At 44.6% G+C, this 24,463-nt stretch carries 21 protein-coding genes and 1 pseudogene; 11 read left to right on the top strand and 11 right to left on the bottom strand.

The genetic code is table 11. The features are described from left to right. Positions 1 to 218: 218 nt before the first annotated feature. Positions 219 to 1,328 carry a 3-isopropylmalate dehydrogenase gene (leuB, locus tag CRENPOLYSF2_RS06985; RefSeq protein ID WP_087143235.1) on the bottom strand — a complete coding sequence of 370 codons (1,110 nt, stop codon included), beginning with the start codon at positions 1,326 to 1,328 and terminating at the stop codon, positions 219 to 221. A 483-nt stretch (positions 1,329 to 1,811) separates the two neighbouring features. Here leuB and CRENPOLYSF2_RS06980 point away from each other — a divergent pair, with 483 nt between their 5' ends. Then, positions 1,812 to 2,408 (top strand): Uma2 family endonuclease, encoded by a 597-nt coding sequence (locus tag CRENPOLYSF2_RS06980; protein WP_087143234.1) that lies wholly within the window; start codon positions 1,812 to 1,814, stop codon positions 2,406 to 2,408. A 49-nt stretch (positions 2,409 to 2,457) separates the two neighbouring features. Here CRENPOLYSF2_RS06980 and CRENPOLYSF2_RS06975 read toward each other — a convergent pair whose 3' ends face one another. Further along, positions 2,458 to 3,429: a 2-hydroxyacid dehydrogenase gene (locus CRENPOLYSF2_RS06975; RefSeq protein WP_087143276.1), complete on the bottom strand. Its 972-nt coding sequence runs from the start codon at positions 3,427 to 3,429 to the stop codon at positions 2,458 to 2,460. Positions 3,430 to 3,500: 71 nt separating this feature from the next. After that, complete coding sequence (locus CRENPOLYSF2_RS06970) at positions 3,501 to 4,667, bottom strand: aminotransferase class V-fold PLP-dependent enzyme (RefSeq protein ID WP_087143233.1); 1,167 nt, start codon at positions 4,665 to 4,667, stop codon at positions 3,501 to 3,503. A gap of 388 nt (positions 4,668 to 5,055) precedes the next feature. Between CRENPOLYSF2_RS06970 and CRENPOLYSF2_RS06965 the strand changes: the two genes are divergently transcribed. The 3 genes from CRENPOLYSF2_RS06965 to sucD are packed head-to-tail and all read left to right on the top strand — an operon-like array spanning position 5,056 to position 8,111. Then, positions 5,056 to 6,006, top strand: coding sequence for an HpcH/HpaI aldolase/citrate lyase family protein (locus tag CRENPOLYSF2_RS06965; protein ID WP_087143232.1), 951 nt, complete (start codon positions 5,056 to 5,058; stop codon positions 6,004 to 6,006). A 23-nt stretch (positions 6,007 to 6,029) separates the two neighbouring features. Then, a complete protein-coding gene (locus tag CRENPOLYSF2_RS06960; protein ID WP_087143231.1) occupies positions 6,030 to 7,223 on the top strand; it encodes a malate--CoA ligase subunit beta in 1,194 nt (397 codons plus the stop codon). Continuing rightward, positions 7,224 to 8,111, top strand: a complete 888-nt coding sequence (gene sucD / locus CRENPOLYSF2_RS06955; protein ID WP_087143230.1) for a succinate--CoA ligase subunit alpha — start codon at positions 7,224 to 7,226, stop codon at positions 8,109 to 8,111. Positions 8,112 to 8,187: 76 nt separating this feature from the next. On the opposite strand, the gene CRENPOLYSF2_RS18805 is transcribed toward sucD, so the two are convergent. From CRENPOLYSF2_RS18805 to CRENPOLYSF2_RS06920, 8 genes and pseudogenes are all read right to left on the bottom strand, one after another. After that, positions 8,188 to 8,358, bottom strand: coding sequence for a hypothetical protein (locus CRENPOLYSF2_RS18805; RefSeq protein ID WP_176371058.1), 171 nt, complete (start codon positions 8,356 to 8,358; stop codon positions 8,188 to 8,190). 381 nt (positions 8,359 to 8,739) lie between these two features. After that, positions 8,740 to 10,002 carry a hypothetical protein gene (locus CRENPOLYSF2_RS06950; RefSeq protein WP_140396822.1) on the bottom strand — a complete coding sequence of 421 codons (1,263 nt, stop codon included), beginning with the start codon at positions 10,000 to 10,002 and terminating at the stop codon, positions 8,740 to 8,742. A gap of 12 nt (positions 10,003 to 10,014) precedes the next feature. Beyond that, a pseudogene (locus tag CRENPOLYSF2_RS06945) lies at positions 10,015 to 10,290 on the bottom strand (type ISP restriction/modification enzyme); the annotation flags it as partial. A gap of 97 nt (positions 10,291 to 10,387) precedes the next feature. Next, complete coding sequence (locus CRENPOLYSF2_RS06940) at positions 10,388 to 10,921, bottom strand: hypothetical protein (protein WP_087143228.1); 534 nt, start codon at positions 10,919 to 10,921, stop codon at positions 10,388 to 10,390. After that, entirely contained in the window at positions 10,918 to 11,388 is a 471-nt protein-coding gene (locus CRENPOLYSF2_RS06935; RefSeq protein ID WP_087143227.1) for a helix-turn-helix transcriptional regulator, read from the bottom strand. Before CRENPOLYSF2_RS06935 ends, CRENPOLYSF2_RS06940 begins: the two co-directional genes overlap by 4 nt. Continuing rightward, complete coding sequence (locus CRENPOLYSF2_RS06930; RefSeq protein ID WP_176371057.1) at positions 11,372 to 11,647, bottom strand: hypothetical protein; 276 nt, start codon at positions 11,645 to 11,647, stop codon at positions 11,372 to 11,374. The genes CRENPOLYSF2_RS06935 and CRENPOLYSF2_RS06930 overlap by 17 nt, the downstream gene beginning before the upstream one ends. A gap of 180 nt (positions 11,648 to 11,827) precedes the next feature. Then, positions 11,828 to 16,807 (bottom strand): DEAD/DEAH box helicase, encoded by a 4,980-nt coding sequence (locus CRENPOLYSF2_RS06925; RefSeq protein WP_087143225.1) that lies wholly within the window; start codon positions 16,805 to 16,807, stop codon positions 11,828 to 11,830. Positions 16,808 to 17,094: 287 nt separating this feature from the next. Next, complete coding sequence (locus tag CRENPOLYSF2_RS06920) at positions 17,095 to 17,889, bottom strand: cytochrome C assembly family protein (protein WP_087143224.1); 795 nt, start codon at positions 17,887 to 17,889, stop codon at positions 17,095 to 17,097. A gap of 208 nt (positions 17,890 to 18,097) precedes the next feature. Between CRENPOLYSF2_RS06920 and ffh the strand changes: the two genes are divergently transcribed. The 7 genes from ffh to CRENPOLYSF2_RS06885 all read left to right on the top strand — a co-directional run bounded on the left by ffh (position 18,098) and on the right by CRENPOLYSF2_RS06885 (position 24,125). Continuing rightward, positions 18,098 to 19,456 (top strand): signal recognition particle protein, encoded by a 1,359-nt coding sequence (gene ffh / locus CRENPOLYSF2_RS06915; protein ID WP_087143223.1) that lies wholly within the window; start codon positions 18,098 to 18,100, stop codon positions 19,454 to 19,456. Between the two features lie 93 nt (positions 19,457 to 19,549). Next, the gene (gene rpsP / locus CRENPOLYSF2_RS06910) at positions 19,550 to 19,801 is read left to right on the top strand and encodes a 30S ribosomal protein S16 (protein WP_087143222.1); all 252 of its coding nucleotides are present in this window, start codon (positions 19,550 to 19,552) and stop codon (positions 19,799 to 19,801) included. A 3-nt stretch (positions 19,802 to 19,804) separates the two neighbouring features. Continuing rightward, positions 19,805 to 20,311: a ribosome maturation factor RimM gene (gene rimM / locus CRENPOLYSF2_RS06905; RefSeq protein WP_087143221.1), complete on the top strand. Its 507-nt coding sequence runs from the start codon at positions 19,805 to 19,807 to the stop codon at positions 20,309 to 20,311. 8 nt (positions 20,312 to 20,319) lie between these two features. Continuing rightward, on the top strand, positions 20,320 to 21,057 hold the full coding sequence (trmD, locus tag CRENPOLYSF2_RS06900; protein WP_087143275.1) for a tRNA (guanosine(37)-N1)-methyltransferase TrmD: 738 nt from the start codon (positions 20,320 to 20,322) through the stop codon (positions 21,055 to 21,057). A 9-nt stretch (positions 21,058 to 21,066) separates the two neighbouring features. After that, positions 21,067 to 21,411 (top strand): 50S ribosomal protein L19, encoded by a 345-nt coding sequence (gene rplS / locus CRENPOLYSF2_RS06895; RefSeq protein ID WP_087143220.1) that lies wholly within the window; start codon positions 21,067 to 21,069, stop codon positions 21,409 to 21,411. Positions 21,412 to 21,597: 186 nt separating this feature from the next. Further along, positions 21,598 to 22,344 carry a CDP-diacylglycerol--serine O-phosphatidyltransferase gene (gene pssA / locus CRENPOLYSF2_RS06890; protein WP_087143219.1) on the top strand — a complete coding sequence of 249 codons (747 nt, stop codon included), beginning with the start codon at positions 21,598 to 21,600 and terminating at the stop codon, positions 22,342 to 22,344. A 236-nt stretch (positions 22,345 to 22,580) separates the two neighbouring features. Beyond that, entirely contained in the window at positions 22,581 to 24,125 is a 1,545-nt protein-coding gene (locus tag CRENPOLYSF2_RS06885) for a 2-isopropylmalate synthase (RefSeq protein WP_087143218.1), read from the top strand. Positions 24,126 to 24,463 lie beyond the last annotated feature (338 nt).

Below are 24,463 nucleotides of genomic sequence, written 5' to 3'. Positions count from 1 at the left end.
ACAAATATTAGGATTAATGTTGAAGTAGCAACGGTCAACTTTTGGCTATATCCTACCGACAAATTATGGCTGATACTAATATGAATGATAATTCACAGTGATTTTAATGTTAAGTGAGTCATGGGAATTATATAAAACTAGGCCTGTAGGGTTTTTAGAACCTGACAGGCCTGCCGTGTACTTTAGCCTTAAAAATAATTGAATCGACTGTTAGTGGCTTAGCTGACTTTTGGCATAGCCTTAAGTTTTTCAACGACTTTATCACCAAATTGCTCGGTGCTGATCATAGTAACACCGCTACCCGCCTTAGATAAATCAGCCGTGGAATAGCCATCGCTAAACACCGCTTGCATGGCTGCCCAGACATTTTTGGCTTCATCTGCCATATCAAAGCTGTTTTCCAGCATCATGGCGACTGAACCGATCATGGAATACGGATTGGCGATGTTTTTGCCGGCAATATCTGGCGCTGAGCCGTGTGAGGGTTCGTAATACGCTTTGTCATCACCGATGCAGGCCGATGGCATTAAGCCTAATGAGCCCAAAATACCGCCGCCTTGGTCGCTTAAAATATCACCGAACATGTTTTCCATCACCATGACATCAAACTGGGTGGGATTTAAACACAATGCGGTTGCCGCCGAATCGACCAGCATGTTGTAGACGGTGACATCGGGGTATTCCACTGCCACTTCTTCCATGACTTCATTCCACAATACGCTGGATTTTAATACATTACTTTTGTGGATATTGTGCAGTAACTTGCGGCGCTTGCTGGCCAATTTGAAGGCTTGGTGCATAATGCGGCGGATTTGTAACTCGTCGTATTCCAAGGTTTCTTTAACATAACGTAGACCTTGTTCATTGATGCCGCTTTCTTTTTGGCCAAAATACAAGCCGCCGACCAATTCGCGCACAATGACTAAATCGATGCCTTCGCCAATAATTTCAGCTTTGAGCGGTGAAAAATGCGCTAAGGCTTTAGGTAAAGAGACTGGCCTAAAATTGGCATAAGTGTTGTAACGGCGGCGCATAGGCAATAATGCACCGCGTTCGGGTTGCTTGTCGATGGGGATTTTTTTAGATTCTTCGTGGCTTAAACCAATGGGGCCTTTCAGAATAGCATCGGCTTGGTCGCAAATGTCGATGGTGGCTTGAGGGAAGGCATCGCCGGTTGCAAAATACGCACACGCGCCAAACGCTGCGGGCATTAATTCAAACGACACATCGTTACGTTCTTCGATGAGTTTAAGAACTTTAAGGGCTTCACGGGTAATTTCGGGGCCGATGCCGTCACCGGCCAATACTGCAATTTTATAATGCTTCATAGGACTTTGATTTGTTCGCCTGGCTAAGGATAAAAGTCGGTCATTTTACTGTATTTTTTAGGATTATAGTGACTGATTCGAGCCGGTTGATAGGAAGGGCTGTTTAGGTGGCTTTTGGGTTGCTCGGTAGAGCTAGGCAAGATCGATGAATTTTTTGTGACACTATTACAATACTCAGTGCGACCATTTATTTAAATCGGTAGTTCATGCTTCACTCATTTTTTTAGGTTACTTCAATATATTGATTTTCTCGATATGAAAAAAAACTGGAAAATTCGATTTTTAACGTTGAATGACTCATTTTTGCAGGCAACCAAAAGTTTCTGGCAATCAAAGTTATTGTGAAAATTTTGATTTTATAATTAGTCTGCAATCGTGAGAAATACGCCTTATCTTATTGTTATTTAAAAATTATTTTACTTACCGGTAGCGGTGTTGTAGGATGCTGTCGATTTAAAGGTACACTAAATTTTGAGGTGAATCGTGTCTACTGTATTTAAGAAAATCCATTGCACTGCTGAAGAATATTTAACTCTGGAGCGCAATACACTGTATAAAAGCGAATTCCACGATGGTGAAATTTTTGCTATGACCGGAGCAAGTCGCACGCATAATTTGATTGCTTTCAATATTGCACGAGAGCTTGGTTTACAGCTTAAAAATCGCCCTTGCGAAGCTTACATAGCTGATATGCGTGTGAAAGCGGCTAAAGCGCGTAGTTACCATTATCCGGATATTGCTATTGTCTGTGGTACGCCAGAATTTGAAGATGCTCATGTTGATACTTTACTAAATCCAACGCTGTTGATTGAAGTGTTATCGCCCTCTACCGAAGCGTATGATCGAGGTGGTAAGTTTGCGCATTACCGTAAGATTGCCAGTCTTTGTGAATATGTGTTGGTGACACAAGATCAGTTTAGTGTTGAGCGTTACGTGCGGCAGGGCGATGTCTGGATATTGACGGAAGCCGTGGATATTGAAGCTACTGTAACGCTGGAAAGTATAGGCTGTAGCCTTAAGTTGCGCGAAGTTTATGATAAAGTTTTGGATGAGGTCGATCAAAACCTTGAAATCGAATGACATACCCGATTTTGACACAGGCTTGCCCAATAATTTGGTGCTGTAAAGTTTAAACCACTCTATCGCCAGGTTCTTTATTTGTAAAAAACGCATTAATATTTTGCAAAACTCGCTCACCCATTGCAACGCGGGTTTCTTCAGTTGCACTGCCCAAATGCGGCAACAGCGTGACATTATCAAGATTTAAGAACGCGGGATCGATATGAGGTTCATTTTCGAATACATCCAGGCCTGCGCCGGCTATCCAGTGGTGTTTTAATGCTTTGATTAATGCTTTGCTATCTACCACATCACCACGCGCTGTATTAATAAGATGTGCGGTAGGGCGCATTAATTTAAGGCGTTGTTCGTTGATAAGATGTTGTGTGGTAACGCCGCCAGGGCAATGCAAAGATACAAAATCGGATATTGCCAATAATTCTTCAATCGTGTTACAGCGTGTGGCCTGCAAATTATCAATACTGTCTTGCGCCGGTGCAGAAGGTGCATAGAACAAAATAGTCATGTCAAAACCAAAATGCGCTTTCTTGGCCATTGCTTGGGCAATACGACCAAAACCAATTAGCCCCAGGGTTTTACCGGTGACTTTCTGGCCAACCAATTGTGTAGGACACCAACCCGGCCATTGCTGATTTTGTATCATGCGGCTGCCTTCGGCGGCGCGTCGTGCCGACATCAGTAGTAACAACATGGCGATATCCGCCGTACAGTCGGTCAATACATGCGGGGTGTTGGTTACAATTAAACCTTGTTCCTTAGCGGCGGCAACATCAATATTGTTATAACCTACGCCAAAGTTGCCAATGATTTTGGCGCGTTTGTTGGGCACGTTAATGATGTCGGCAGTGATTTTATCTGTTACTGTCGGTAGTAAAGCATCGGCGGTTTGCAGTGCGTGTTTGAGTTCAGCGTCCATCATGGGGATGTCAGTTGCATTCAGCTGAACATCGTAAAGCGCGCTGAGCTGATCTTCAACGCTTTTTGGCCATTTTCGGGTTATTACAAGTTTGGGTTTATTCATGGCAGATTCCTGCAGGGGCTTACAGCAGGGATACAAAGTTTGCATCCCTACTGTCTCGGTTTTAAAGCAGACTATTGCGCGGTAGAGCGGTAATATTCAATCGCCGCCGCCACGCCACTGCCGGGTTTAATGTCAAAACCATTATCGAGTAAGGCCATTTCTACACCAGCAATTGCGCCTAGCATGGACACATCATTCATATCGCCGACATGGCCGATACGGAAGGCTTTGCCTAACAGCTCAGACAAACCGCCACCCAAAGACATATTGTATTTGCTAAACGCAGTAGCAATAACCGTACGTGCATCTTTGTCTTCTGGCACCATAACCGCAGTCACGGTATTGGATTCAAAACCTGGTTGAGCGCATAACTTTAAACCCCAGGCAGCCACCGCTTTACGTGTGCCTTCGGCTAAACGGAAATGTCTGGCGTAAACATTTTCCATGCCTTCTTCCAGCAATAAATCCAGTGCTTTACGCAAACCATATAAAATTGGCAATGCCGGTGTATAAGGCGTGTAGCCATCTTTGTTATTATTCATCTGATCTTTCAGATCTAAAAAACACCGTGGATAGGTGCAGGTATCAACCAATGCCAGCGCTTTTTGGCTAAAGGCTAAAAATGCGCCGCCTGCTGGCATCATAAAGCCTTTTTGTGAGCCACTGATTGCGCCGTCTACGCCCCATTCATCCATGCGGAAATCCAGGCTGGCAATGGAACTCACACCGTCCACAAATAACAGAGCAGGGTGACTGGCTGCATTCATCGCCTTGCGTACACCGGCAATATCGCTGGTAACACCGGTTGCGGTTTCGTTATGGGTGGCTAATACCGCTTTAATAGTGTGTGTGCCGTCTTCTTTTAAACGCGCTTCCAGATGGTCTAACGGAATGCCTTTGCCCCAGGCAACTTGATGAATTTCAACGTCGAAACCCAAGCGTTTGCCCATTTCTGCCCACAAATGGCTGAACTGGCCAAAACGGTAAATTAACACTTTATCGCCAGGATTTAAGGTATTGGTTAGCGCCACTTCCCAGCCTGCGGTACCGGTTGCAGGAAAGATAAAACATTGTCCGGTTTCAGTCTTGAAGATTTTTTTCAGATCTTCTAACAGCGGTTTTAGTAACTTAGGAAACGCCGGTGAACGGTGATCTTCCATAGTAACGTGCATTGCGTTTAAAACTTCATTAGGAACGTTAGTAGGACCTGGGATATATAGGTGGTTACGACCAGCCATGTGTGCCTCTTAGTTGATGGTTTTTGTTAAATACAAGGTGAGTGAAAAACGGAGTTTAACGTTAAAACGACGTTAAAAATGGGCTAATCATGCCATATCTGCTAGTAATCAGCAATCATTGTAAACGGTAAAAATTGACTTTGTTTTTCCTAAAAGTAAAATGGTGGGTTAATTTGCTGTCTGAGTTCAATTGAAATGGATGATTGATCTTAAGATAAGGCGATTTTTAAGAAGAACGATATTTTTTTAAAGTCGGACAAGCCTACAAGGCTTTAAAAAACCTCACTGGGTCTTATTGTTTTTATGTGCCTTGCGTAAGGTATCCGGTATGTTTAATTCTGTGAGTCGCTTAAACCCCACACCCCAAAACTATTGTTAGGAATTTATAATGAGTCACACCTTATACACAACGTCTGTGCAACGCGTACAGCGCTGTGAATTAGCCGTTCCGGGATCAAACCCTGATATGTTTGAAAAAGCCATGAAAAGTGGTGCCGACTTTATCTTCCTGGATTTGGAAGATGCGGTAGCCCCCGACGACAAGTTACGCGCCCGAAAAAACATTATTGAAGCCATTAACGACATGGACTGGAAAGGCCACGGCGTGACCATTTCCGTGCGTATCAATGGCCTGGACACCCAGTACATGGTGCGTGATGTGGTTGACTTGGTCGAACAATGCGGCGCAAAGCTGGATACTATCCTGCTCCCTAAAGTCGGTGTGTATGCGGATGTGTATATGGTGGAAGCCATGCTCAATCAATTGGAAATGCAGCAAGGCTTAAAAAACAAGATCGGCATCGAGGCCTTGATTGAAACCGCTTTAGGTATGGCCAATGTTGAAGACATCGCCCGCAACGGTGCTAGTGGCCGTTTGGAAGCCCTGCATTTTGGCGTAGCTGATTATGCCGCCAGCAACCGTGCTCGTACTACCAATATTGGTGGTTTAAATCCCGATTACCCAGGCGACCAATGGCATGCAGCGATCAGCCGGATGACAGTGGCGTGCCGTGCTTTCGGTTTACGGCCTATTGATGGGCCATTTGGTGATTTTAAAGATCCAGAAGGTTTTAAACTGGCGGCAAAGCGTGCAGCCGCTTTAGGCTGTGAAGGTAAATGGGCGATTCATCCTAGCCAGGTTGAATTGGCTAACGAAGTGTTTACCCCGCCGGCGGCTGAAGTTGAAAAAGCCAAACGTATCCTGGTGGCTTTGCAGGAAGCGGCGGCACAAGGCAAAGGCGCTGCGGCGCTGGATGGTCGCTTGATTGATGCGGCCTCAGAAAAAATGGCCAGTAACGTAGTAAGAGCAGCAGAAGCCATTGCTGCAAAAACCAAATAACAGACATTAAACGAGAGAGAGCTGTGGATATTCACGAGTATCAAGCGAAAGAAATTTTGAGCGGTTATGGCGTAAAAATCGCCGAAGGCGGCTTGGCCTATAGCCCTGAAGATGCTGTACAACGCGCCAGAGACATTGGTGGTCATGTGTGGGCAGTTAAAGCCCAAATTCATTCCGGCGCACGCGGCAAGGCGGGTGGTATTAAAATCTGCACAACCCACGATGAAGTGTCCGATGCAGCCGAACACATGCTAGGTAGACGCTTGGTGACGCACCAAACAGGATCTGCCGGTAAAGTATGTGGGCGTTTATATGTGGAAGCCGGTACCGATATTGCCAAAGAATTGTATTTTTGTTTATTGGTAGATCGCAGCTCTGAACGTGTGGTTATGGTCGGTTCCGCACAAGGCGGCATGGAAATTGAAGATCTGGCCGAGAATAATCCTGAAGCGATTATTAAGATTTATATAGAACCTGCGGTCGGTTTGCTGGACTTTCAGGCACGGGAAATGGCTTTTGCTCTTGGTATCGATTCTGAAGTCATGAGCCATGCGGTCAAAACCATTAAGGGCTGTTACCGTGCCCTGCGTGAATTAGATTGCAGCATGTTGGAAATCAATCCATTGGTGATCACCACAGGTGGTGAGCTTATTGCACTGGATGCCAAAATGAGCTTTGATGACAATGCTTTGTTCCGTCAAACAAAAATCTCTGAATTGCGTGACAAAACCCAGGAAGACCCGCGCGAAATGGCGGCGGCTGATCGGGGTTTAAGCTATGTCGGCCTGGATGGCGATATTGGCTGTATGATTAACGGCGCAGGTTTGGCTATGGCCACAATGGATATGATTAAACTGGCGGGCGGTGAACCGGCTAATTTCCTGGATGTGGGCGGCGGTGCATCGGCAGAGCGTACCGAAAAAGCCTTCCGTTTGGTGTTAGCAGATAAGAATGTTAAAGCCATGTTAGTCAATATTTTCGCCGGTATCAATCGCTGCGACTGGATTGCTGAAGGTGTGGTGCAGGCGGTCAGAAAAATTGATATGACAGTCCCGCTCATCGTGCGCTTGTCGGGTACTAATGTAGAAGAAGGTCGCCGGATTATTGCCGAAAGCGGTTTGCCGATTATTACTGCTGACACCTTGGCAGAAGCTGCCGAAAAAGCGGTACAGGCACGCAATGAACAAGTGGCTAAAGAAGCGGCGCAGGAGAACTAAATGGCTATTTTAATTGATCAAACAACACGTATCATAGTGCAGGGCTTTACCGGCAAAATCGGTACTTTTCACGCTCAGGACATGATTAATTACGGCTCTCATGTCGTGGGCGGTATTACTCCCGGCAAAGGTGGCCAAAAGCATTTAGGCTTGCCGGTTTTTAACACCGTTAAAGAAGCCGTGCAACAAGTGGGCGCGGAAGCCAGTATTATTTTTGTACCACCTGCGTTTGCGGCAGACTCCATTATGGAAGCCGCCGAAGCCGGTATTAAATACTGTGTAGCGATTACTGACGGTGTGCCGACACAAGATATGATGACGGTGAAAAATTTTCTGCGCCGTTTCCCAGAGGACCAGCGCATGATTCTGACCGGCCCCAACTGTGCGGGTACTATCAGTCCAGGACGTGCCATGCTTGGCATTATGCCTGGCCATATTTATATGCCGGGCAATGTTGGTATTGTCGGGCGCTCTGGGACTTTAGGTTATGAAGCCGCCGCACAAATGAAGGCGTTGGGCATTGGTGTCAGTACCTCGGTAGGTATAGGCGGTGATCCGATTAACGGTAGCGCTCATTGGGTTATCTTAGAAAAATTCGAGCGTGATCCAGACACCAAAGTGGTGGTGATGATTGGTGAAATTGGTGGTCCACAAGAAGTGGATGCCGGTGTATTTGCCAACGAAAATATGAAGAAACCGGTTATTGCTTACATTGCAGGTTTAACCGCGCCAGAAGGTCGTCGCATGGGGCATGCCGGTGCCATTATTTCATCAGCGAGTGAAGGTGCGGCAGAAAAAGTAGCAAGACTGAGGGATTTGGGAGTGATTATCTGCCCAACCCCGGCTGCTATGGGCGCAACGGTGGCTGAGGTTTTAGCTAAATTGTAAGCTTGCGTTGACGAGAGATGAAAAAACGCCCATTAATTACGTGTAATGGGCGTTACTTGCGGGGATGAGATGAGCATCATCCGTTGCTGCCTACAGTAGCGTTTAATCTACGGCTCATTTCGACATTACTGAAAATAGCCGCTGCGCCAAACAACACGGTAGAAACAATAAATTCACCGGAAATAAAACCTACCACACCGATAGTGAACATCACGCCAATTACTGCATCTTTATAAAAATCATTCATGGTTTATAGCCTTGCTGGTCAATTAAATTAAGGAGTATAGTGTATTCGTTGAATACAGCTTAACTATAGTTTGTTCTTTATTGAATGACAATGGTGTCAATTGAAGATACATTGTTTCCATATTGGAAACAGTAGCCAGAAGTTGTCTTGTCTCTATTGCGTTGGTAATGGGTTTAAAAATAATACTGCTATCGAAAAAAATAACCTTGTTAAAATCACTTTTCTAAGTGTATTAGCGCATTTAACTTCTTGAAGTGGTTGTCAAAGGGTAGGATTTTGTGCCACGCTTACTGTCTTATGACAATATTTGCAGCGCCATGAAATATGTAGAAATTTTATTTTTATGGTAACTAAAATGCAATTGTGTCATCGCATAATGCGCTACAGGTCAGAAATATGAAATGTTTTTTCGACTAATCCTGAAGGCGATGTGGAGACAATATACACGGTATTAGCATCAATAAAAATACCATCAGTCCCCGAATAATGCCATTGATAATCATCTGCAATAGGATTTTTTAAAGTAATTGTCGATGCTGTCATTGACAGTACCATTAACCCGCTGGGTGCTGTTGGTTGTATTACCTTAACAGTATCAGGTTGCTCCCACGCAATCGATTGCGATTCGCGAATAATCGCGGGTAATACTTTGTTGCTGGACATGATATTACCATCTTGATCTAATAAATAAGCGAATCCGCCTCCCGTATGATAAGCACCGAGTATCAAAAAACGCTCAATTGACGGCAAATAGGTGACGCTATAGGTATAATACTTAATTGCTGACTCAATTTTTAATGGCTTTAAAATGGTTTTTTTGCTTTTAACATCAACAATAGATACCATCAAGTCGCTGTAGGTTTGGTTATCAACATAACGCTGCCAGACAAGCGCGGCACGGGTTTTTGATCCAGCAACCAATGGCCACCAGTCGCGTGTTGTATCGCCAACTGCAATATTTAATCGACTCTCCAATACACCGGTAGCACTGTAAATATGAGCTTTAACATCATTGCCAGAACCTAGGTTATCGACACCACCGCCTTCTACCCAGTCATCGCAATAAAACATAACGAAGCGATTATCAACAGCGGCGACGTGGCCGGAGTGACCGCCATCAAAAGCCATATGTGGGTAAGCTAATACCGGACTAAAATCGCTATTATAAACACCGTATCGCTGAGCAACTTGGTTATCTGTGTGCCAACCGTCTTCCATTGTGATCATGATATGACCGTCAGAAGTAATAGCGGTGCTAACAGGTTCTTGTGCTTCCGGATTGGCAATCAGTGTAATAGGTGTGATTACAGGATTTTTAGGGTTAATTTTGGCATAATAAATATCGTGTGGCCAACTGCCATTAGGCTGTGCACCTGTAGGCGGATTGCCAGAGCTGGCCCACGTTAAGTAATAGTTTCCGTCGGCTAACGGCACAAAATCTATGCCGTGCTGGTAAGATCGTACATCTTCAGTTTGGGTGGTATTAAGAACGATAGTGTTATTCTTTACTGGCGCTTGGTTTACCGAAATATCGCTACCCTGTGTTTCGGTATCATCTATTCTTTGACTGCAGCCAGCTAGGCTTAGTGCCAAAATAATGTGTGTTAAGTGACGTATAAATTGCGCTATTTTGAAGTTTGTCATGGGTGGATTCAGCTAATTTAAGCAAAACATTAATAATTTCCATAGTCTCCAAGCTGACGGTAATCGTCTGTTGAAACACAGTAACGGATAACGCGCATTTTTCATGGTTTCTATTGCCCAGCCGTTGGCATCGTTGGTTATGCCACTGTCTTTGTGGGTGCTTACGTCTTGCCGTTCCCTTACCCATTCCAGCGCGGGTTTGCCGTTGACCACGTATTCATAAGCTGCCAAGGGAATGTCTTTGATGGTGATTTTGTGGTTATAAACCACAGTGGATTTGTCGGTTTTGTCGGCAACAACATTTTGGCGACGTAAAAATCCGCGTCTTTGAGGCTGGTTTTATTTACAATCTACGATACGCTGAATTTTAGCGTAGAAACATCAATTACACTACACAACTTGGAATATCTGCCTTCGATTTTTCTATTTCTTTGTTTATTACATACATAGGCATTATAGACACTGGGAGCGACATGCGAATACAGGTTGATTGACAATATTCTCTCCAATAAGGCCATACCTGATGAAGTACATTTATTCGGCCAAATTCAGTGATTGAATCTTGAGCTAATTCTTCAGAGCAATTAATAATATATTCGGACGTGAAGACAGTGACTATTTCAGCAACCGTGAGACTATTCAATTGTTCCTCACTTTCTAAAGGCTCTGGTATTGGGGTTTTTAAATAACGCATACGTGCTTCAGTTTGGTAGACTAAAACTTTACGGTTATTGTCAGTTGCTCCATCTTGAAATTCTTTAATGCGATAAGATTGGGCGGCAATATTGAATTGCGCTATAAGTTCTTGATTGGGAACTAAAGGATCAAATTCATTGTGCAAGTAGGCAGTTGTAGTGCGCACATAGATCATCGCTATCGATAAGTTATTTATCGCGTTTTTTAATGCTACGTGATTCATGCTGCTTTTTTAGAAAAATCACAATAGGTTACATTAACAGTGGATTGCCCAGTTTTTACTGGATTGCCCCACAATGGCGCTTCGCCATGCCCATATCCGTTTTGAGAAAACGCTATTAAATCTTCTGTCCGTGATGTGCGTTTTAGAGATTGCTGATCCATTTTGGGTATATCTAAGATGCCGGTACTAAATTTTTCAAAAGATACTTTCACTGTCAAATCAAAAGCCTTGGCGAGTTTGCGTAGGGTTTTGATTGTCCACGCATCGTAATCAACATCTTCAAGTGCAGAAATGCGTTCTTGCTTCATATTGGCGGCTTGTGCAAGTTGATGTTGTGTCCAGTTGCGTTGTTCGCGTAATGCTTTTATTTGTGCAGCGATAGCCATATTGGAAAATTCTTCCATATAAGCATGGGCGTATTCTTTATCACCAAATTCAGATACCAGTGTTTTAACTAATTCTTTCATTGGGACATCTCCTCGTAGGATTGTTTTTAATTATTTGTTTACGTTGGTTCGCGGTTTGATCTGCTTTATCAGGTACAAATTTAGAATCACGTTCGGTTACACCTATCAGTAAGGTGTACTCTTTTTCGTTATCAATCGGGCCTTTGCATAACATTGGCCTAAGCTGAACTTTGCCTTTTACCCTAAGCTTTTGGATGCCTGGCGTAGGTGTGTCGGTCAGTACGTGTGGAAATAGTTCGTGGCCTTTAGATGTCAGCATGTCGAGTTTTGCATTTAGCTTTGCCCGATCTGTTTTTTGTAATCCGTTCGTCCACTCCTTAATTTCGTTGTTACCATTTTCAGAAGTGTAGTCGAATAGGGAGAAAATCATATAATAAAATTATTATAATTACTATGGAAATATTGAAATGTAAGGAGATATTGTAGTTTATTTAGCCGGTTAGACCGTAATATCTAAGGGTGGCAAGGCATTAACAATCTTCATAGTCTCCAAACTTACCGTAATCACTCGCTGAAACAATTCCAACGGATAACGGGCATTTTTCATGGTTTCTATTGCCCAATCGTTGGCATTGTTCACGATGCCGCTGTCTTTGTGGGTGCTTACGCCTTGCCGTTCCATTACCCATTCCAGTGCGGGTTTGCCGTTTACCACGTACTCATAAGCCACCAATGGAATGTCTTTTAGGGTAATTTTGTGGTTGTAAACCACGGTGGATTTGTCGTTTTTGTCGGCAAACTTCATTTTGGTGACGTAAAAATCCGCGTCTTTTAAATCACCAAATTTGGTTTTGCCGCAATCGAAGGTGACGGGATACGGAACAACGGTTTCATAGTTGATGTGCCATTCGGCTAAGGCGCGACCTGCTTTGCTGAATGCCCAAAAATCCGCCGCTTGTATTACGCAGGGTATGCGCGGTAATTCTTTGGTCAGGTTATCGGCATAGCGGGTTTTGTAGTCTTCTGAATGCAGCAAGCCGTAGATGTAATAAAACAGGTCTTCTTTGTTGAGGGTTTCGTTTGGGTAGGCGGTTTGAAAGTGCGCTAAACCGGCATCGGTAATGCCATCTTTAACGGTATAGCGGGGCTGATTTGCGGCTTGTTCAAAAACATCAACATTTTGCCCGATGTCATCGTTACCGAATAGGTCGGCTTGTTTTGTTTTTCCATTGGGCTGTTCAGCGTCAAGTGTGGGTTCGTACAGATTCAGAGGGAAACACTGACCACCATGTATAGCATGCATATCAGGAATAACTTTGCTGGCTATAACTGAAAATTGACGGTCTTCGCCTTTATTCGGAAGAACGATTACTACATTAGCTTTATTTTCTACATTTGAATTTGGAAAAATGCTTAGCATTTGTCCTACACGATGATTGAACATACCGTCAAAATATAACGATTGTTTTGTAAATGGTCTATATAAACTCTGAGTAATATATTGGGAGTCATATTTGCCATTTTTCCCACTTATAAAGTCTAGTATTAGGCTGCTTGACCAACTGATTTGCGTTGAATTAGTATTTATAAATCCTTCTGCTAACGATTCACGAACTTTTCGAGTTTGAACTCCATGTATAGCATTAAATCTTGATAATTCGCTATTGTAGAAATCAATCATTCGTTTCATGTTCCTTGCTACAGTAGTTTTGCTGGCGTTGTAACACCACGCATCTCGACTAGTACCAATGCCCTGCGAAAAATTTTCAAATAGTTTGATGGAATTCCCTTTTTTATCCCCCAGTACAATAAAACCGCTAAAACTGTCATCACGCTGATTTAACCAATCATTATGTTGGTCGGGAATTATTTTTTGCCAGCCATCCGCTGCTGTAATACCGTTAATGCCTTTTAGGTCGCTTATTTTTTCCAGTTTCTGTGTTTGGGTTAAATAGTCGCCAATATCGTGAAAGTAGATTTTGCCGTTTTCTGTTGCGTTGGGATTTTTGATATAAATGGTAATGGCAATTGGTGCGCGGCTGCCACTGCCAAAAATTTTACCGCCTTCTCTGCGTGATAATTCGCCTGATGTGCGTTGATTACCACGTAAATGAAAAATATAAATACTGCTAAATTCATCGGCTAAGCACTTGCGTAAACCGTCGGCGGTATTGGCTTCAATAAAACCCGCATTGGTGACAAAGCCAATGATACCGCTATCACCCACGCGATCACTTGCCCACCGAATCGCCCGTATATAGGAATCGTATAGAGCGTTTTTGTTGGTGGCGGTGGAATTTGCGGCATAGGTTGAGCGGATTTTGCCGTCCAAAGATTCATACGTCACGTTGGCATTGTTGTCATTCGCGCTGTCCTGCCCTGTTGAATACGGTGGATTACCAATAATCACCCGAATATCCAAAGCTTTTTGCTTGGTACGCCGTGCGCTGTTGTCCACCAAAATCTGGCTAACCAAATCGTCTTTTTCATACAACTGGAATGTATCGGTTAAACAAATGCCATTAAAAGGCTGGTACGCACCACCCACCAATTCGTGATACACCGCTTCAATATTAATCGCGGCAATGTAATAGGCCAGCAACACAATCTCGTTGGCATGAATCTCGTTTTGGTACTTGTAAGGCAGTTGCGCGGGGCTGATTAAACCGCTTTGCAGCAAACGAGTAATAAACGTGCCGGTTCCGGTAAACGGATCAATAATGTGAACGTTTTTATCACCCAAAGTTTGGCCAAACTCGTTTTGTAGCGCGTCATTCACGCTGTGGATAATAAAATCCACCACTTCCACCGGCGTATAAACAATGCCCAATTTCTCGGTCATACGCGGAAAGGCATTACGGAAAAACTTATCGTACAGCTCCACCACAATCTTTTGTTTGCCAGCCGCGTTGTCGATGCCTTCAGCACGCATTTTTACGCTGTCATAAAAGCGTTGCAGGGTATCGGCTTCTTTGTCGATATGATGTTCCTGCAACTTGTCCAAAATGTCTTGCATGGCTAGCGACATCGGGTTGTGTTGGGCAAAGCTGTAATCTTGAAACAGCGCATCAAACACCGGCTTGGTAATCAGGTGCTGTGCCAACATTTCGACAATTTCATTATCGGTAATAGCATTGTTCAGATCGTCGCGTAATTCCTTGGCAAAGGCATTAAAGGCGGCGATTTCTTCGGTATTGGTGGGCGTATCTAAAATCGCCTGAATGCGGGTGATATGGGTGCGGGCAATTTTGGCAATGTCGTTCGCCCAATCTTCCCAATGGCCACGGTTGCCGCATTTTTTCACCACCTTGGCATAAATGGCGCGTTGGATGTCGTCAATTTCAAACGGGATTTCCACTTTCTCCGGTTCGGGGCCGTAGTCTTTTTTAACCTTTTTGCCAATGCCAAACTCACCTTTGCCCGTGTCTTTTTTACCGGCTTCCCGTTTGCTTTTACGGCTGATTTTGTCAGTAATGGCAATCACTTCCATTTTGCTGGTGTCTTTACCGATTAAATCCAGCTTGTTAATCATGGCATCAAAGCGGTCATCATGGGCGCGTAAAGCTTGTAGCACTTGCCAGACGACTTTGTAGGTCTTGTTGTCATCCAGTGCCTTATGCGGTTCCATGCCAGCGGGGATAACCACCGGCAACACAATATAACCGCGCTTTTTGCCAGCCGCCAAACGCATTACCCGCCCCACCGATTGCACCACATCCACCTGAGAATTACGCGGTGTTAAAAACAGCACCGCATCCAAAGCCGGAACATCCACACCTTCGGATAAACAACGGACATTGCTTAAAACGCGGCAAGTGTTATCCGGTGTTTCGGCTTTTAGCCACGTCAGCTTGGCTTCTTTTTCGCTGGCATTCATGCTGCCGTCGATATGCGCGGCCTCACATTCCAGGCTAAGCGCGGGTTGTGTGTTGCGGTCGTCTTTAAGCTCCTCTTCCCGATACGCCTCCACCACGGCCTGAAACATGCTGGCAATATTTTTGGAACTGACTTTATGGGTTCTGGGATTGTTTGCAGGTTCTATGACTTGGCAAAACGCTACGGCACGGCGCATGGGGTTGGCATCATCGCTTAAATCTTGCGCTGAGCCTTGTTTGGATAACGCCTTCCAGCAACCGATAATCTTGGCGGCATCATCCACTTTAAGCTGGTTGTTTTCATCCGCCAGCAACTTTTGCAGCTTTTGGCTAACGTGCGCTTCATCTATCGCCAACACGATCACTTTATAATCCACCAACAATTCCCGCTTTACCGCCTCGGAAAAGCTAATCACATACAGCTCTTGCCCGAACAGCGTTTCATCATCCATCGAGCATAAAGCCACGTTGTCTTTTTCTGCGGTCGCCTTGGCCATATCGCCATAAATTCTGGGGGTGGCGGTCATGTACAGGCGTTTGGCGGACTTGATAAAATCAGCATCGTGGACTTTAACAAACATGGATTCGTCAGCATCGTCAAAGGTTGCGCCGGTGGTACGGTGCGCTTCGTCACAAATGATCAGGTCAAAATCAGCCATAGCATGGTGTATTTGGGCGTTGCTAATCACCTCAATGGAATGGTAGGTGGAAAACACCACGTTCATGTGGCGCAGGTCGTAGCGTTTGGCCATTGCTTCTGCCAGCCGTGCCGCGTTAGTGGTGGCGGGGTAGCGCAACTCATGGGTGAAGGTTTGTACGATGTCATCGTCTTTTTTGCGCTTCTTGCCGACATCGCTATCCGAACACACGGCAAAGCTGTGCAACGGCGTGGCAGTCTCTTGCGTCCATTCGGTCAAAGTCTGTGATAACAAAGACAACGACGGCACTAAAAACAACACGCGTTTGCCTTTACCGGCGAGTTTTTCGGCAATCTTAAGGCTGGTAAAGGTTTTGCCCGTGCCACAGGCCATAATCAGCTTTCCGCGCTCAGCATTTTCTAAACCCAATTCCACACCATTCAAGGCGGCGGTTTGGTGGTCGCGTAACTGTTTCTTTGCCTTCAGTACCGTGGGTTGATAAGGTTGGTAACTCGCCCAATCAATTTGGCTGTTTTCCAAATCATTTAAATCAATCTTGCTGACTGGCGGCTGTTGATCTTGTAGCGCGTCTTCGGCGTGTTCGCTCCAATTGTTGGTAGTGCTAATAATAATCCGGTGCGTAAATGGCTTTTTACCCGACGCGGTAAAAAAGCTGTCAATATCGCTTTTTTGGATTCGGTAATCCTCAGCATAAAATTTACATTGTATAGCGTGGAATTCGTCGGTTCCCGCTGTTTTGGCCACCAAATCGATGCCAGTATCACGGGCATCTAAGTCTTGCTCACGCGCCCAATCCGCATAAACCCACACTTGGCTGTACAAATCCTTATAACTGGCCTCATTACGTAAATAAGTGCAAATTAGGTCTTCAAAATACGTACCTTTTTCGCGGTGGGTTTGGGCGGCATTGCGGTAGGCTGAAAGCAGGGTTTGTAGGGCGGTCATGGGGTTGGTCTAAAGTTTTAAAGGGGAATAAAAGAATACCATTACATATCAATAGGCAACAAAAAACCCGCCAAGCCTTAAGCTTACGGGTTTTAGTAGGATGGCAGCCAGTGTATTCCTGATAACTTCAACACTAATGCGCTGATTAACATGGTTTGCAATAAACCAACAGCGACTACCTATCGTATTAATATTGACTATTTCGCGGATTTTCAAAAAGAATTTCTTCCAATAAGCTGTGCTGTGTTCGCTGTAGTGGTTTGCTGTCGCGAAAAACTACCCTAGCGTTATTGTCGTTGTAAAATCAGTTCCAACACGAGTTTGCTGCCAAAATAAGCCAATAACAAAGCGACAAAGCCAATCAGCGTCCATTGAATAGCGGTTTTACCGCGCCAGCCGTAACGGCTTCTGCCGACTAATAAGCCAGAAAATATAAACCACGCCAGTATCGACAGCACGGTTTTGTGTACCAAATGCTGTGCGAACAAGTCTTCAATAAACAAAAAACCACTGCCTAACGAGACGGTGAGAAAAAATATCCCCGCACCCAGCATTTGAAACAGCAACACTTCCATGGTTTGCAAAGAAGGCAATTTTTGAATAAAACGCTTGGGTGGATGGCTTTTCAGTTGCTGATTTTGGATGTACAACAAAATAGCTTGTAAAGCAGCAATGTTTAACAAGCCAAACGCAATCACCGAGCTTAAAATATGGGTGTTCATTTGCCAGTTACTGGCAAGCAAGCGATGGGTTTGTTGAGGGATAATCATCGCCAGCGCTAACATTAATCCGGTCAGGGGAAATAACACAATACCCAGTTGAACCACGGGTTTGTTCAGCGAGGTCATCAGCAGTAACATGCTGGCCATTAAAGCAATCAGTGAGCCAATGGTAAAAAAGCCAAAATTAAACGCATTATGGTGTTGCACACTCAGAGCGATGGACGACAAATGTGTGCTCACTGCTAGCCAAGCTAAATACGGGGTTTTTGCGTTGCTGTTTTGGTAAAATCGCCGAATAATCAAGCCGGTTTCGCCAAGATAAGCCATGATGGCGATGAGGCCAAGTATCAAAATGATCATGAGGTTTTTATTTGAGGATTAATCACAGCCGCGCCTATTAATTATAAACAGTTTGCTCGCTCGATTGTGACAGTGAGTCTTTTAAGGTGATGACTGGCCTCACAGCGAGTGCAAAGGTTTTACCTAGTATGTTAAACTAAGCCTCACAATAGTCCTAGTGCATTTGTGCTGGCACGGTTTCCTTTGGCGTAATAATACAGACCTAGATATGTTTGATAATTTAAGTAATCGATTAAGTGGTACCCTTAAAAAACTGAAGGGCCAGGGCCGACTGACTGAGGACAATATTAAGGACACCCTGCGTGAAGTCCGTATGGCCTTGCTTGAGGCCGACGTGGCTTTGTCGGTAGTTAACGACTTTATTGAACAAGTGAAGGCGGGCGCACTGGGTCAAGATGTGCAAAGCAGTCTGTCGCCAGGACAAGCTATGATTAAACTGGTTCAGGCTGAGCTGGTTAAGGTGATGGGGGCTGCCAATGAAACCTTAAATTTCAGAGCAGTACCGCCAGTCGTTATTTTAATGGCCGGTTTACAAGGCGCGGGTAAAACCACCACGGTTGCTAAACTGGGGCGCTGGCTTAAACAAAATCAAAAAAAGAAAGTTGGTGTGGTCAGTGTCGACGTGTACCGTCCTGCGGCTATCAAGCAATTGCAGGTATTGGCAGAAGAAATCGGTGTTGATTTTTATGACAGCGACATCAGCCAAAGTCCTATAGACATTGCTAAAAATGCCATAGAAGCGGCAAAAAAGAAATTCCTCGATGTCATCATTATTGATACCGCTGGCCGATTGCACATTGATGATGAAATGATGGGCGAAATTAAAGCCTTACATGCCGCCATCAATCCTATCGAAACCTTGTTTGTGGTCGATAGCATGACCGGACAAGATGCGGCGATTACTGCCAAAGCCTTTAACGATGCGTTGCCATTAACCGGTGTTATCCTCACCAAGACCGACGGTGATGCGCGTGGTGGGGCGGCGTTATCGATACGTCATATCACTGGCAAGCCGATTAAGTTTATGGGGTCGGGCGAAAAAACCGATGCCTTAGAGCCATTCCATCCAGATCGCTTGGCTTCGCGTATTTTGGGTATGGGCGATATGCTCAGCTTGATTGAGCAGATTGAGCAAAATGTCGACAAAGAACGCGCAGCAAAGTTTGCCAAGAAAATGCAAAAGGGCAAACCTTTTGATATGAACGATTTTCGTGAGCAATTGCAGCAAATGCAGGAAATGGGCGGTGTCAGCTCCATGATCGATAAGTTGCCAGGACTGGGTAAAATTACTCCAGAAATGAAAGCTAAAATCAATGACAGAGAGATTTCGCGCCAAGTGGCCGTCATTTGTTCGATGACGGAACAAGAGCGCAAGCACCCTGATTTGATTAAAGGTACGCGTAAGCAACGTATTGCCGATGGTGCTGGCCAACAATTACAAGATGTTAATCGCATACTCAAGCAATATCTGATGATGCAAAAAATGATGAAAAAAATAAAAGGCGGCAATATGGCCAATATGTTGCGCGGTATGAAAGGCAATATACGTGGCGGTATGCGACGCTAGATTACCGGTAGTTTTATTTTGTTTTTCACTTATGCAAAAAATCGCGTACAATAGGTGGATTAACAATGACTAAATGATTTTGAGGAATTAAGAATGGTAACCATTCGTCTTTCAAGAGGCGGCGCTAAAAATCGCCCTTTTTACCACGTTGTAGTAACCGATAGCAGAAGTTCACGCGATGGTCGTTATATTGAACGTGTTGGATTTTTTAATCCTTTAGCACGCGGCAATGAAGAAAGATTGCGTTTAGACAGCGCCCGCGTTGACTATTGGAAAGCAACCGGCGCTCAGCCATCTGAACGCGTTGCAAAATTGATTAAAGACGCGCTGAAGGCTGCTGCGTAACTTTTGACTACGGAAAAACTGATTAACGTTGGGAAAATTTCTGGCGTTTTTGGTATTAAAGGTTGGGTCAAAGTGTATTCTTTTACTGAACCGACTGACAATATTATCAAGTACTCGCCGTGGACGCTGCAAAAAGGCACTGAGACTCAGCGTGTTAAAGTACTGGGTGGCAGGGTTCAGGGTAAAGCTATTGTTGCTGAAATTGAAGGTATTTCCGACCGAGATGTTGCTGCTACTTTGGCAGGTTGGGATATTCTGGTTGAGCAAAACCGATTACCTAAGGTGGCTGGCAATGAGTATTACTGGTTTGACCTGGTTGGTTTGCGGGTTGAAAATACGCAAGGGAATAACTTCGGTATTGTCGACAGCCTGATGGAAACGGGCGCTAACGATGTTGTTATCGTTAAAGGTGACAGAGATCGTGCCATTCCGTTCTTGCAAGGTCAAACTATTATCAGTATTGATCTGGCAGCCGGTTTAATGGTGGTTGATTGGGAGCTTGATTTTTAGTGACCGCGCTGCGTTTTGACGTTATCAGCTTGTTTCCCGACATGATTTCGTCCGCTGTGGTACACGGGGTAACAGGTCGCGCCATAGAGCGCGGGATTGTTAGCGTGTCAACCTGGAATCCCAGAGATTATACCCACGACCGACATAAAACTGTGGATGATCGGCCTTATGGCGGTGGTCCTGGTATGGTGATGAAATATCAGCCTTTGCATGATGCAGTTGAGGCTGCAAAGCACGGTGCGGGTGAATTAACTAAAGTTGTTTATTTGAGTCCACAAGGTAAGGTGATTACCCAGGCTTTGTTGGCGAATGCCTGTGCGCTAGGTCAGCTGATTTTGGTAGCAGGGCGTTATGAAGGCATTGACGAACGTTTTGTTACACTGGATTGTGATGAAGAATGGTCGATGGGTGATTATGTTATCAGCGGTGGTGAATTGGCAGCATTAGTCGTTATTGATGCCGTAACGCGATTATTGCCCGGTGTGTTGGGTGATGAAGAATCGGCCAACCAAGATTCGCACAGTGATGGTTTATTGGATTGTCCGCATTATACGCGGCCAGAGAGTCTGCAAGATTTAGATGTGCCCAAGGTGCTGCTCGGCGGCAATCATGCCGAAATTGCCAGTTGGCGTATGCAGCAAGCCTTAGGCAGAACCTGGCAAAGACGGCCGGATTTGCTGGAAAAAAAGAATTTAAGTGCAGAACAACAGCGTCTGCTCAAACAGTTTAAAGTTGAAGTTAACTAGGGTGTGGTAATGAGTAATATTATTGATGAATTGGAAAACGAACAGTTAAGACAAATTCCTGAATTTAGTCCAGGTGATACTGTTGTGGTACAGGTTAGAGTAAAAGAAGGCGAGCGCGAAAGAATTCAGGCGTTTGAAGGCATTGTTATCGCTAAGCGTAACCGTGGCTTAAATTCGGCTTTTACCGTTAGAAAAATTTCTCATGGCACCGGTGTTGAGCGTGTTTTCCAAACACACAGCCCTATTATCAGTGAAATTATCGTTAAACGTCGTGGCGATGTTCGTCGCGCCAAGTTGTATTACCTGCGTGATTTGACAGGTAGAGCGGCACGTATTAAAGAAAAACTGTCTTAAGCGTTATCAGCAGTGATAAAAAAGGCAGCTATAGGCTGCCTTTTTTGTGCGCTAAAAAATATAACTCTATTTTCCTGTTTAGGGAAGTTGAATGCTGCGGCTAATCTTAAATATTGTATAATTCAAAGGCAGTGACCTCGTTTACCAACGTTAACGCATTAAGCACAAGGATGACAGGAAACAGTTATGACAACAGAAAAACGTTCTATTCGCCGTCGAGGCATTTATTTATTACCCAATTTGATTACCACCGGTGCCTTGTTTTCAGGTTTTTACGCGATAATTTCGGCAATGGGCGGGCGCTTTGAAACGGCTGCCATCGCCATTTTTGTTGCTATGATATTAGATGGCTTAGACGGGCGTGTTGCCAGATTAACCAATACCCAAAGTGAGTTTGGCGTGCAGTACGACAGTCTATCTGACATGGTGTCATTTGGTGTAGCACCGGGTTTAGTGATGTATTTATGGGCATTTTTCAGTTTAGGCAAGCTAGGATTATTTGCTGCTTTTGTACATACCGCAGGCGGTGCATTACGCTTGGCACGGTTTAATACTCAAGTGGGCACAGCAGACAAACGTTATTTTCAGGGCTTACCCAGCCCTGCGGCAGCGGCAGTTTTGGCGGGGTTTATCTGGTTTTGTTTAGATCGTGGTTATAACCCCGAATCGTTAAGCTATATAGCCGTACTGTTAACCATGAGTACCGGTTTACTTATGGTGAGTAACTTTCGCTACTCTAGTTTTAAAGAAATTGATCTTAAAGGCAAAGTACCTTTTTTTGTCGCTATTTCGGTTATGCTAAGCATTGCTTTTATTATGGCGCAACCGCAGACCATGCTATTTCTGTTATTTTTAGCTTATGCAGTGTCAGGGCCGGTAATTACCTTGGTAATGCGTCGCCGTAAACGCAGAATGCAAGCGAATAAGCCGTAAAATCTGCTTGAGTGCCTACTTTGATTGGCGTATAGTCTTGTGATGGTTGAATATAATATAACTTCTGTATCTGCTTTTAGCGCCGCCGCAAACATTTGTTTTTGTGGCGCTGCATTCCTGTCTTTAAGATTTCTGCCCTAAGGGGCATACATCTTTGTTATTAAACACATCCAAACCTACCTTAATTTTATACATGCCTCACTGAGTGTGGCGTGTTTTCCCTGAATGGCGTTTTTATGAAAGACAAATTAATTATATTTGATACCACCTTGCGCGATGGTGAGCAAAGCCCTGGCGCGTCGATGACCCGTGATGAAAAAGTCCGAATAGCACGGGCGTTGGAACGCTTGCGTGTGGATATTATCGAAGCTGGTTTTCCTGCGGCAAGTCCTGGTGATTTTGAATCGGTACAGGCAGTGGCTAACGTTATAAAAGACAGCACCGTGTGTGGTTTGGCCAGAGCTTTAGATAAAGACATCGACCGTGCTGGTGAAGCATTGAAAGGCGCTAAGCAATCGCGTATCCATACTTTTATTGCCACTTCGCCGATACACATGCAAATGAAATTGCAGATGACACCGGAACAAGTGATTGAACATGCGGTGCGAGCGGTAAAACGCGCGCGGCAGTACACCGATGATGTGGAATTTTCACCGGAAGATGCGGGACGTTCTGATGAAGATTTCTTGTGCCGTATTTTGGAAGCGGTGATTAATGCTGGCGCTAGAACGCTCAACATACCGGATACCGTGGGTTATAGCGTGCCGCAGCAGTTTGGCGCGACTATTGCCAATTTAATCCAGCGCATTCCTAATGCGGATAAGGCGATTTTTTCGGTGCATTGCCATAATGATTTAGGTCTTGCGGTGGCCAATTCCTTGGCGGCGGTAATGAACGGCGCGCGGCAAGTGGAATGTACTATCAACGGCCTGGGTGAACGTGCTGGTAACGCTTCGTTAGAAGAAATAGTGATGGCCGTGCGTACTCGCCATGATGTCTTTGATTGCCAAACCCGCATTGATACACGGGAAATTTTGACCTGTTCCAAGCTGGTTTCGTCGATCACTGGTTTTCCGGTACAGCCCAACAAAGCGATTGTCGGTGCCAATGCCTTCGCCCATGAGGCAGGTATTCACCAAGATGGCGTGTTAAAAAGCCGCGAGACTTACGAAATCATGCGGGCTGAAGATGTGGGTTGGTCGGCAAATCGCATGGTATTAGGCAAGCATTCTGGTCGTAACGCTTTTAAAAGCCGTGTGATAGAACTGGGTTTTGAGTTTGCCTCTGAAGCCGAATTAAATGATGCCTTCTCGCGCTTTAAGCAATTGGCCGATAAAAAACACGAAATTTTTGATGAAGATTTACAGATGTTGATTTTAGAAGCAGGATTTGAAGCCGAAGATGAATACATCAAGCTTATTGCGTTAAAAGTTTGCTCAGAAACGGGTGAAATACCCAATGCAAAAGTAACGTTACGGATTAATAATCAGGAGCTTACTGGTAATGCAGGCGGTGGTGGTGCGGTAGATGCCAGCTTAAAAGCCATTGAAAAACTGGTGATGTCCAATGCGGTTTTAGAACTGTATTCGGTTAATAACATCACTAATGGTACTGATTCCCAGGGTGAGGTTACCGTGCGTCTTGAAAAAGCAGGGCGTATTGTTAATGGCTTGGGAGCAGATACCGATATTGTGATTGCTTCTGCTAAAGCGTATATTAATGCGTTGAATAAGTTACAAAGTCCCGATCAGCGACAGCATCCGCAAAAAGGCGATGTTTGATTGTTGAGGTAATTCACGCCGCCAGCGTTTCTTATTTTACAGCTACCTGTTTAAGTTAGAACACGTTTTGTAAGTTGGGGTGAGGTAACGAAGCCGGGCAATGTGGTGCATCATGTGTTGGGGTTCCTCGCGTTACCCCAACCCCACACCAGCCGTATTACATTTTTTCCTGTATTAAGCGGGTAGTCATTATTTGTTTTGATTGTACCACCCAGTCATTAAAATCTTTAACCGATAAGGGTTTACTAAAATAGTAACCCTGAACAATATCGCAGTTGGGTGTGATTAAAAGTGCGGGGAATCTCATGCAGCTGCTGCGATTGGCAAATTACGCCAAT

It is taken from the genome of Crenothrix polyspora (assembly GCF_900163755.1).
GTDB lineage: Bacteria > Pseudomonadota > Gammaproteobacteria > Methylococcales > Methylomonadaceae > Crenothrix > Crenothrix polyspora.
This window is presented reverse-complemented; position numbering and strand designations above follow the sequence as displayed.

Bases quoted from the DNA above. Each gene is read 5' to 3' on its own strand.
- rplS (WP_087143220.1), top strand. From the start codon at position 21,067: ATGAGTAATATTATTGATGAATTGGAAAACGAACAGTTAAGACAAATT.
- ffh (WP_087143223.1), top strand. From the start codon at position 18,098: ATGTTTGATAATTTAAGTAATCGATTAAGTGGTACCCTTAAAAAACTG.
- CRENPOLYSF2_RS06925 (WP_087143225.1), bottom strand. From the start codon at position 16,807: ATGACCGCCCTACAAACCCTGCTTTCAGCCTACCGCAATGCCGCCCAA.
- rpsP (WP_087143222.1), top strand. From the start codon at position 19,550: ATGGTAACCATTCGTCTTTCAAGAGGCGGCGCTAAAAATCGCCCTTTT.
- CRENPOLYSF2_RS06885 (WP_087143218.1), top strand. From the start codon at position 22,581: ATGAAAGACAAATTAATTATATTTGATACCACCTTGCGCGATGGTGAG.
- leuB (WP_087143235.1), bottom strand. From the start codon at position 1,328: ATGAAGCATTATAAAATTGCAGTATTGGCCGGTGACGGCATCGGCCCC.
- CRENPOLYSF2_RS06920 (WP_087143224.1), bottom strand. From the start codon at position 17,889: ATGATCATTTTGATACTTGGCCTCATCGCCATCATGGCTTATCTTGGC.
- CRENPOLYSF2_RS18805 (WP_176371058.1), bottom strand. From the start codon at position 8,358: ATGAATGATTTTTATAAAGATGCAGTAATTGGCGTGATGTTCACTATC.
- CRENPOLYSF2_RS06935 (WP_087143227.1), bottom strand. From the start codon at position 11,388: ATGAAAGAATTAGTTAAAACACTGGTATCTGAATTTGGTGATAAAGAA.
- CRENPOLYSF2_RS06940 (WP_087143228.1), bottom strand. From the start codon at position 10,921: ATGAATCACGTAGCATTAAAAAACGCGATAAATAACTTATCGATAGCG.
- sucD (WP_087143230.1), top strand. From the start codon at position 7,224: ATGGCTATTTTAATTGATCAAACAACACGTATCATAGTGCAGGGCTTT.
- CRENPOLYSF2_RS06950 (WP_140396822.1), bottom strand. From the start codon at position 10,002: ATGACAAACTTCAAAATAGCGCAATTTATACGTCACTTAACACACATT.
- CRENPOLYSF2_RS06930 (WP_176371057.1), bottom strand. From the start codon at position 11,647: ATGCTGACATCTAAAGGCCACGAACTATTTCCACACGTACTGACCGAC.
- CRENPOLYSF2_RS06965 (WP_087143232.1), top strand. From the start codon at position 5,056: ATGAGTCACACCTTATACACAACGTCTGTGCAACGCGTACAGCGCTGT.
- pssA (WP_087143219.1), top strand. From the start codon at position 21,598: ATGACAACAGAAAAACGTTCTATTCGCCGTCGAGGCATTTATTTATTA.
- CRENPOLYSF2_RS06970 (WP_087143233.1), bottom strand. From the start codon at position 4,667: ATGGCTGGTCGTAACCACCTATATATCCCAGGTCCTACTAACGTTCCT.
- CRENPOLYSF2_RS06975 (WP_087143276.1), bottom strand. From the start codon at position 3,429: ATGAATAAACCCAAACTTGTAATAACCCGAAAATGGCCAAAAAGCGTT.